Annotated in this window: 6 protein-coding genes and 4 pseudogenes; 4 read left to right on the top strand and 6 right to left on the bottom strand. The window is 66.8% G+C overall.

Annotated elements, in window-relative coordinates:
• The 5 genes and pseudogenes from AC1D1G_RS38930 to AC1D1G_RS38910 form a co-directional block, all read right to left on the bottom strand.
• Positions 1–196, bottom strand: a pseudogene (locus AC1D1G_RS38930) (LacI family DNA-binding transcriptional regulator); the annotation flags it as partial.
• A 246-nt stretch (positions 197–442) separates the two neighbouring features.
• Positions 443–682 (bottom strand): type II toxin-antitoxin system BrnA family antitoxin, encoded by a 240-nt coding sequence (gene brnA, locus AC1D1G_RS38925; RefSeq protein ID WP_477956262.1) that lies wholly within the window; start codon positions 680–682, stop codon positions 443–445.
• Positions 683–815: 133 nt separating this feature from the next.
• Positions 816–1,052 carry a hypothetical protein gene (locus AC1D1G_RS38920; protein WP_477956261.1) on the bottom strand — a complete coding sequence of 79 codons (237 nt, stop codon included), beginning with the start codon at positions 1,050–1,052 and terminating at the stop codon, positions 816–818.
• Positions 1,053–1,454: 402 nt separating this feature from the next.
• A pseudogene (locus tag AC1D1G_RS38915) lies at positions 1,455–1,736 on the bottom strand (hypothetical protein).
• Positions 1,737–2,079: 343 nt separating this feature from the next.
• Positions 2,080–2,285: pseudogene (locus tag AC1D1G_RS38910) on the bottom strand (hypothetical protein); the annotation flags it as partial.
• A gap of 247 nt (positions 2,286–2,532) precedes the next feature.
• Between AC1D1G_RS38910 and AC1D1G_RS38905 the strand changes: the two are divergent.
• From AC1D1G_RS38905 to AC1D1G_RS38890, 4 genes are read left to right on the top strand one after another with little or no spacing between them, the layout of a single operon-like run.
• Positions 2,533–3,963, top strand: a complete 1,431-nt coding sequence (locus tag AC1D1G_RS38905; RefSeq protein WP_477956260.1) for an amidase — start codon at positions 2,533–2,535, stop codon at positions 3,961–3,963.
• The gene (locus tag AC1D1G_RS38900; RefSeq protein WP_477956259.1) at positions 3,960–4,247 is read left to right on the top strand and encodes a hypothetical protein; all 288 of its coding nucleotides are present in this window, start codon (positions 3,960–3,962) and stop codon (positions 4,245–4,247) included. The genes AC1D1G_RS38905 and AC1D1G_RS38900 overlap by 4 nt, the downstream gene beginning before the upstream one ends.
• Positions 4,244–5,671, top strand: coding sequence for a sodium:solute symporter family protein (locus AC1D1G_RS38895; protein ID WP_477956258.1), 1,428 nt, complete (start codon positions 4,244–4,246; stop codon positions 5,669–5,671). The genes AC1D1G_RS38900 and AC1D1G_RS38895 overlap by 4 nt, the downstream gene beginning before the upstream one ends.
• A complete protein-coding gene (locus tag AC1D1G_RS38890; protein WP_477956257.1) occupies positions 5,668–6,699 on the top strand; it encodes an Lrp/AsnC family transcriptional regulator in 1,032 nt (343 codons plus the stop codon). The genes AC1D1G_RS38895 and AC1D1G_RS38890 overlap by 4 nt, the downstream gene beginning before the upstream one ends.
• 78 nt (positions 6,700–6,777) lie before the next feature.
• On the opposite strand, the pseudogene AC1D1G_RS38885 reads toward AC1D1G_RS38890, so the two are convergent.
• A pseudogene (locus AC1D1G_RS38885) lies at positions 6,778–6,903 on the bottom strand (IS110 family transposase); the annotation flags it as partial.
• Between the last annotated feature and the right edge of the window lie 255 nt (positions 6,904–7,158).

Raw genomic sequence — 7,158 nt, 5'->3', positions numbered from 1 at the left:
GGGAAACGGTGGGGAAACGCACCGTCCGGCTCGTATCGTCGATCGCCACTCCGGGCAGGGCGATGCGGTCGCAAGCCTCACGCACGGCATCCTGGTGGGGAACGCTGATGACGATGACCCCCTCGGTGGGCACGTTCGCGAGACCCTCGACGATGGCGGCCATGCCGCCTGGGATGCCCGCGACGGGGTGCACCATGAGCTGGTAGCCCTCGGCCGAGGCGGCCGTGAACGCGGCGCAACCAGATCATCCGCGGTGAACCGATCCGACTCCCCCCACCCGGTCGCCGGTTCTCGACCAGGAATCGAAATGCGCACCGACATAGGCGCCTTCGCCCATATGGGGGCCAACTCGCGGCAACCAGAACTACCGCCCCCACACCGAGACCACCGAGCCGAGTCCACGGATTGAGCCCTCCGGTACCGCCACGCCACCGCGGCAGGATCAGGCGGCCGTTGAGCCGTTGCGTTCGAGCCTCTCGGCGATCCACACCTTGATCAGCGACTGCCGGGTAACCCCGAGACGAGTCGCCTCACGATCCAACTCTGAGATCATCCACACCGGGAAGTCGACATTGACACGCCGCTGCTCCTCGCTCGGGCGCCGGGCACTGGCCGTAACGAGCGCGAACGTCACGTCCTCGCCGGCATCAAAACGCTCGTCGAACTCGCTCGACGACCGCACCGGTCGCCGCTGTCTCCGACGGCCGGCGGACCAGGACCCGGGCACCGACGCGCAACGCATCACCGAGTTCCTTTGTCTTCTCGTCCATCTCAGCCATACGTTCCCACCCTTCTCCTCCGCTGCCACCCAGCCACTAGTGGCCGCCTCCGGTCCGTCCCCGGTAGGTGACGACCGTCCCCAGATCGTGCGTCGTCGACTCCGGCGGCACCGCGGACGGACTCCGCCCACGCACCTCCGCCCGATCCTTGCCCACCTCCCCGACAACAAGGGCGACCGGAACTGCGACCACCATCGACATCAGAGCAATACCCGCATCGACGACCAACCCGAGGACCCCGACACCACTGGCAAGGTGTTCTCGGAACATCATTGCGACCGCCTTCCCGCGGGTGGGCACCGGAGATTCCGGGGCTCTTTACCCGAACATTACTGAGGGAGCCGTTCCTGTACAAAACATCATCCGCTGCCCAAACCTTGGGTGCCCGACCCGCGAGTGTCGCGACACCCAGAAGGCACCATCACCGGGCACACCACTCTGACGTGCACGCTTACCGGGTGGCCTGGGCACGCCCCCAGCCCGTGCAGTCCACGGGCCCCGGGGGCTCGGCGATGAAATGCGGTGGGGCGGGCCGGGCCCGAACCCTACCAATCGGTAATGAGTCCACGGCTCTCACTGACTGAGCTACCGCCCCATCACCGCACTACCCACTCACGCGGGGCGTTGCGATGGCATTCCCGCACTGCTGACGTCCCGCTCATGCCGGGACGGTTTTCATATCCGGCTGAAGAGCTGCCGCACGCCGCCGTTGTCATCGACCGCATACAGCGCCATCTCCAACAGGTCGAGAATCCGTTGCGGTGCCCGCACCGCGGCATCCGCCGCACGAGCTGCCCGATGGCGGTATCGACGTCCAGATCCGGCGCGGCGGACGCAGCCTTGACCTCGGCGTAGAGTCGGCGCCCGTCCTTCTCAGCGACGATGTCGACGACATCGGTATCGTTACGCACCGTCCATCCCCGAGACGACAACCCACCCCGCGAAGTCCCGGGCCACGCGGACCTCCGCACCTCTCATACCGCCACGGTAAGCCAGAAAACGTCGGTTCAGACCGTATAGTCCGCGCGAGACGGACCCCACGGTGCGCAATACGGCAGCCGCCGGACACGTCACGGTTGGAAACCGCCCCGAGTCGCTGTCGGATTATCCGAGGCGAGTCGCCGGTTCTGGCCGTTCGGATTGTCGAATGGCAAGAACAACCAGGCCGTGCTCGCCGTCAAGGACCAGCAGATTTGTCAGCGCTGTAGGTGCACCGTGGCAGGGCTGGCTGCGCAGTCATTCCCGAGGACACCGTCAACGAGTCCAGCCTTCTCTACGTGTTCGTCGGCATTGAGCGACTTCAGCGAGCGGGCGCTCGGCGACCTGCGCGGCTGTGGGATCCCTCGAAGTTGAGGCCGACCATCGCCCCACCCAGACACCGCAAGACCTTGGCGACCACATCCGAGTCATCGAAGAAAGTCGTGGCCTGCACGATCGCCTGGGCCCGCTGCGCCGGTCGCCGGACTTGAAGATGCGCGAGCCGACGAACACGCCCCCGGCACCGAGCAGCGGTGGATGCCGGTTGTCGGGGTGCCCCCAGGAAGCGTCGACGACCGCTGGAGATTCCGCAATCCGCCATCTGTCGGCACAAATCGTTGTATACATTCATCCCTTGTCTATATTCGTCACTATTGCTACTGTATTGGCCTACATCAAACATTGTGATCGGGCTCTCATTGCGCGCTGAGTGTTACGGCCGGCACCCCGGGTGCGACACCGCCGCGATGGGCACAGAGAGAAATTGGGATGGCTTGTGGACGACTCATTGGTCTTCGGTAGCGCTACCGAGTTGGCGGCCGCCCTGCGGCGCCGCGACGTGTCCGCCCGCGAAGTGCTCGCGACGCACGTCGAACGGATCGACCGGCACAACTGCGCCGTCAACGCGGTCGTGACGCTCGACGTCGAGGGCGCCGAGAAGGCCGCGGCCGAGGCCGACCGGCGGTGCGCGGCGGGTGAACCACTCGGCCGGCTGCACGGGCTCCCGATCTCGTTCAAGGACACCCATTCCACCGGGGGCATGCGCACAACCTTCGGTTCCCCGTTGCACGCCAACTGGATTCCACAGCAGGACGACGAAATTGTGCGACGCATCCGGGGCGCCGGTGCCATTCGGTTGGGCAAGACCAACGTGCCGGAGTTCGGGGCCGGATCGCATTCGTTCAACACGGTTTTCGGCACGACCCGCAATCCATATGCTCTCGATCGGTCTGCCGGGGGCAGCAGCGGCGGCGCCGCCGCGGCGTTGGCCAGCGGAATGCAACCGATCGCCGACGGCAGCGACATGGGTGGCTCACTGCGGAATCCGGCGTCCTTCTGCAACGTCGTGGGCCTGCGGCCGACGCAGGGACGGGTGCCGGACCCCGCGGCGGCCTGGGCGTACCCCAACCTGGTGACTGGCGGTCCCATGGGCCGCACGGTCGAAGACGTCGCACTGCTGCTGTCCGTGATTGCCGGTCCGCATCGGGATGACCCGATGTCACTACACGAGGATCCGGCTGCGCTGGCGACCGTGACTCCGGCCGACCTCAAGAAGCTTCGGGTGGCGTGGGCGCCCACCCTCGGCGATCGCGTCCCGGTGGACGCGGAGGTGCTGGCGCCGCTGGAAACCGCTGCCAAGGTGTTCGCTGAGCTCGGCGCGCGCGTCGAGCCGGCCTGTCCCGATCTCGACGGCGCCGATGCCACCTTCCGCACCCTGCGCGCCGTCGAGTTCGACACCATGTGGGGCGAGCAGCTAGACGCGACGCCTGAGGCGTTCAAGGCCGACCTGGCGCGGAACATCCGCGAGGGCCGCGCCAGGGCCGCGCGCGATATCGGCAGGGCGCTTGCTGAGCTGACCCGGCTGCAGCGCGCCGCGAATGCCTTCTTCGACACTTACGACGTGCTGATCGCCCCGGTCAGCCAGGTTGCACCCTTCGACGCAGCCCAGCTCTGGCCGACCGAGATCGCTGGCGTAGACCAGCACAACTACCTCGACTGGATGGCCTCCTGCTACCTGATCACCACCCTTGGTGTGCCAGCCATTTCGGTGCCGGCCGGGTTCACCCCCGGCGGGTTGCCCGTCGGGTTGCAGATTGTCACCCGCGCTCGGGGCGAGCAGGCGCTGCTCGCCGTCGCCGCGGCATTCGAAGCCGCCACCGGACACGGTAAACTTCGCCCCGCCCTCACCCCGGAGAACCGCTCATGACGTCGCTTGTTCTGGAAAGCCCGCGGCGCCTCGCCATCGCCGCAGTCCCGATCCTCGGGTTCCTGTCCACCCCTTTCTTGCCCTTCGTAAACGGCCCGTACCTGTGGTTCGGCGTTCCGTCGGTGCTCGTCTGGACCGCGATCTGGGTGATTGGCACCGTCGTCGCCCTGCGCATCGTCGAGGCGTCGTATCTGCGCGACGGCGGCGGCGCCATCGACGCAGCGGAAGAATCTGATGACCCGCTGCACGCCGCGGCAGACACCACCCCGGGAGACCTCCAGTGAACACTTTGACCATCTACATCGTTGTCGGCCTGGTGGCCATCGGCGCGATCGGCATCGCGGGCAACCGGGCCAGGAAACTCGAGGAGTGGACCGTGAGCGGCCGCAACTTCAGCCGGTGGCGGTCATGGTTCCTGCAGGCGGGCGAGTCGCTGACGACATTCAGTTTTCTTGGACTGTCCGGGATCGCGTTCGCCGGCGGCGTCAGCGCCACCTTCGCGTTGGCTTACCTGTCGATCTCGGCAATCGGCATGTACTTCGTCTCACCGCGGATGCGGCAGCTGGGCAAGAGGCACGGCTATCTGACGGTGGCAGACTTCTTCACCGACCGGTTCAACAGCGTGCCGCTTGGCAAGGTTGTCGCGCTGGTCGGCGCGGTCTTCTTGCTGCCCTACCTCCAACTGCAGATCACCGGTCTCGGCCTGATCGTGGAGCTGGCCACCGGTAGTGCGTCGAGTCGCGGACTGTCCATGGTCATCGCGAGCATGCTGGTCCTCATGTTCGTCGTCTGGGCCGGCATCCGGGGGATCGCGCGGGTCGCGATCGTCAAAGACGTGCTCATGGTGATCGCACTGCTCGTCGTGGTGGGTGGCGTCGTGGTGGGCATCGCCGGTATCCCCGAGGTCTTCTCGCGGGTGCAGAGTGACCGGCCGGAGTTGTTGACCCTGTCCGCGCCCGGGTATGACGCCACGTTCTTCGTCACGGCGGTGGTGGTCACCTCGATCGGAGCCGGGCTCAACGTCTTTCCACAGGTGTGGCCTCCAATGCTGGCGGCTCGCAGCGGCGCGGTCCTGCGCCACAACTACACCTGGCTCGCGTTCTACCAACTGCTGCTGTTCGCCCCGATCGTCGTCGGCCTGGGCGCCATCCTGGTCCTGTCGACCGACACCCCTGGCAACCACGTCCTGCTCGAGACCGCAACGCTCACGCTGCCCGACTGGCTGGTCGCGGTCGTCGCCATCGGCGGCGCCTCGGCGGCGATGGTTCCGGCGAGTGCGATCGTCATGGGGATCTCAACCCTGGTGTCGCGCAATCTGATCACCGGTGGATCTGAGAAGACCCGTATGCGGGTGAACACCGCCGTCGTCGCGGCCGCCATTATCCTGGCGCTGGGTTTCGGCCTGGGTGGTGCCAGCATCGCCAGCCTGCTGCTGCTCACCTATGGCGGACTGACACAGCTCGCCCCCGCCGTCCTGGTGGCGCTGCGGGGACGGGTCACGGTGGGGGCGATCCCGGTGCTGGCCGGCATTGTCGTGGGGGTGCTGGTCGTCAGCTGTATCACGTTCTTCGAGATTCCGACTGGCAGTTGGGATGCCGGCTTCGTCGCACTCGGACCGAACATCGTGGTGCTGATCGTCGCCGAGGCGATTCGGCGTCGCCTGCCGCGGCCGGCGATCAAACACGAAGTGCCCGCCTTCCGATCATGAACCACGCCACCATTGCCGCCATCGGCCGGAACGCGCCTACCAACGGCAGAGCGAACTGGCGCGGGGTGAATACTGAGCCGGTGCCGGAAACACTCGATCCCCTCGCTCTTCGGATCACCGAGGCCCTTCAGGTCAACGGCCGGGCATCGTGGCGGCGGATCGCGCAAGTGCTCGACGAACCGGTCCGGACCGTCGCCCGCCGCGGTGCCGCTCTCCTCGAGGACGGCACCGTGCAAGTCGTCGGACTTACCGCACTCGCCCCGACGCACCTGCTGAGGGTGCAGTGCCGACCGGACAAGGTGCAGTCGGTGGCCCGCACTCTGGCGTCGTGGCCGCAATCGGTGTTCGTCTACGTAATGGCCGAATCCGCCGAAGTCATCGCCGAGGTGACGGCGGACTTCGACGCGCTGCCCGCCCTGCTGGGCACCGAACTGGACGGGGCCCTCACCCACCGGTTGACCCCGGCGCTACAGCACTTCCGGACGGTGGCCGAATGGCGCGCCGGAGTGCTTACCCCCGCGCAAGTCGCCGACCTCGAATTGCCCTACGTCCCACAGGAGCAGACCCGCATCGGCTTGCAGGTCGACGACGTGGACCGCGCCATCATCGACGCCCTCGTCGCCGACGGACGCACACCGTTCGAATCGATCGCCTCGCTCGCCGGGTTCTCCGAGGCCACCGCGCGGCGGCGCATCGATCAACTGATCCAGCGCGGCGTGGTCCGAATCCGCGCTGTCGTGGAACCAACGCTGCTCGGCCTGCCCGTCGAGGCGCTGCTGTGGATCCGGTGCGCTCCCCAGCACGCCGAACATATCGGAACCACGCTCGCCCGTTCACCTCGCGTACGCTACGCGGCCATGGTAATGGGCGATTATCCGCTCGTCGTCGATGTCACCGCTCACGACATCGCCGAGCTGCGCGAGTTCCTCGTCAACGGCCCCTGGGAATCTCGCGTCGAATCGGTACACGCGACCCTGCTAGTGCAGACGTTCAAGCGTGGCGGCGCGGTGACCGCAACGTCAAAATGAGAGGCCCTTGGATGCTTTGTCATCTCTTGACCCCACCGGCCTCGCCGCGACCGGATGGCGCCGCGGCGTCGCGGCTGAGGCACCATAGGAACCGGTGCACTTGACCCCGATCCGGGCGAGGTCGCCGTGGGTACGCATCCAGCGCAGCATGGCCCGATAACCGGCGCGGGTGGTGGAGAAGAATTCGGTCGCAACCACCTTGTCGGCGGCATTGGCTCTGTCAACTCGATCTGGCCCCACCTTGTCGGGGCCACTTCAGACTGCCAGAGCCAGCGCTCCGTCCTGACTGGAGGGTCCCTTACCCAGCGCTGCCCGCACGGAGGCCGAAAACGGGCAAACCAGCAGGTCCGACTGCGGGATCGGCCGCCACCGGTATCGCCGGTGAGGCGTTACAGCGGTGCTGGGCGCATCGTTTCAGCCGGACGCAGGCGCGGGGTGGTCGACGCCGTGGTCGACGCC

The organism is Rhodococcus sp. P3_B8 (assembly GCF_056402775.1).
Note: the sequence above shows the minus strand (reverse complement) of the source record. Positions and strands in the feature narration are given on the sequence as shown.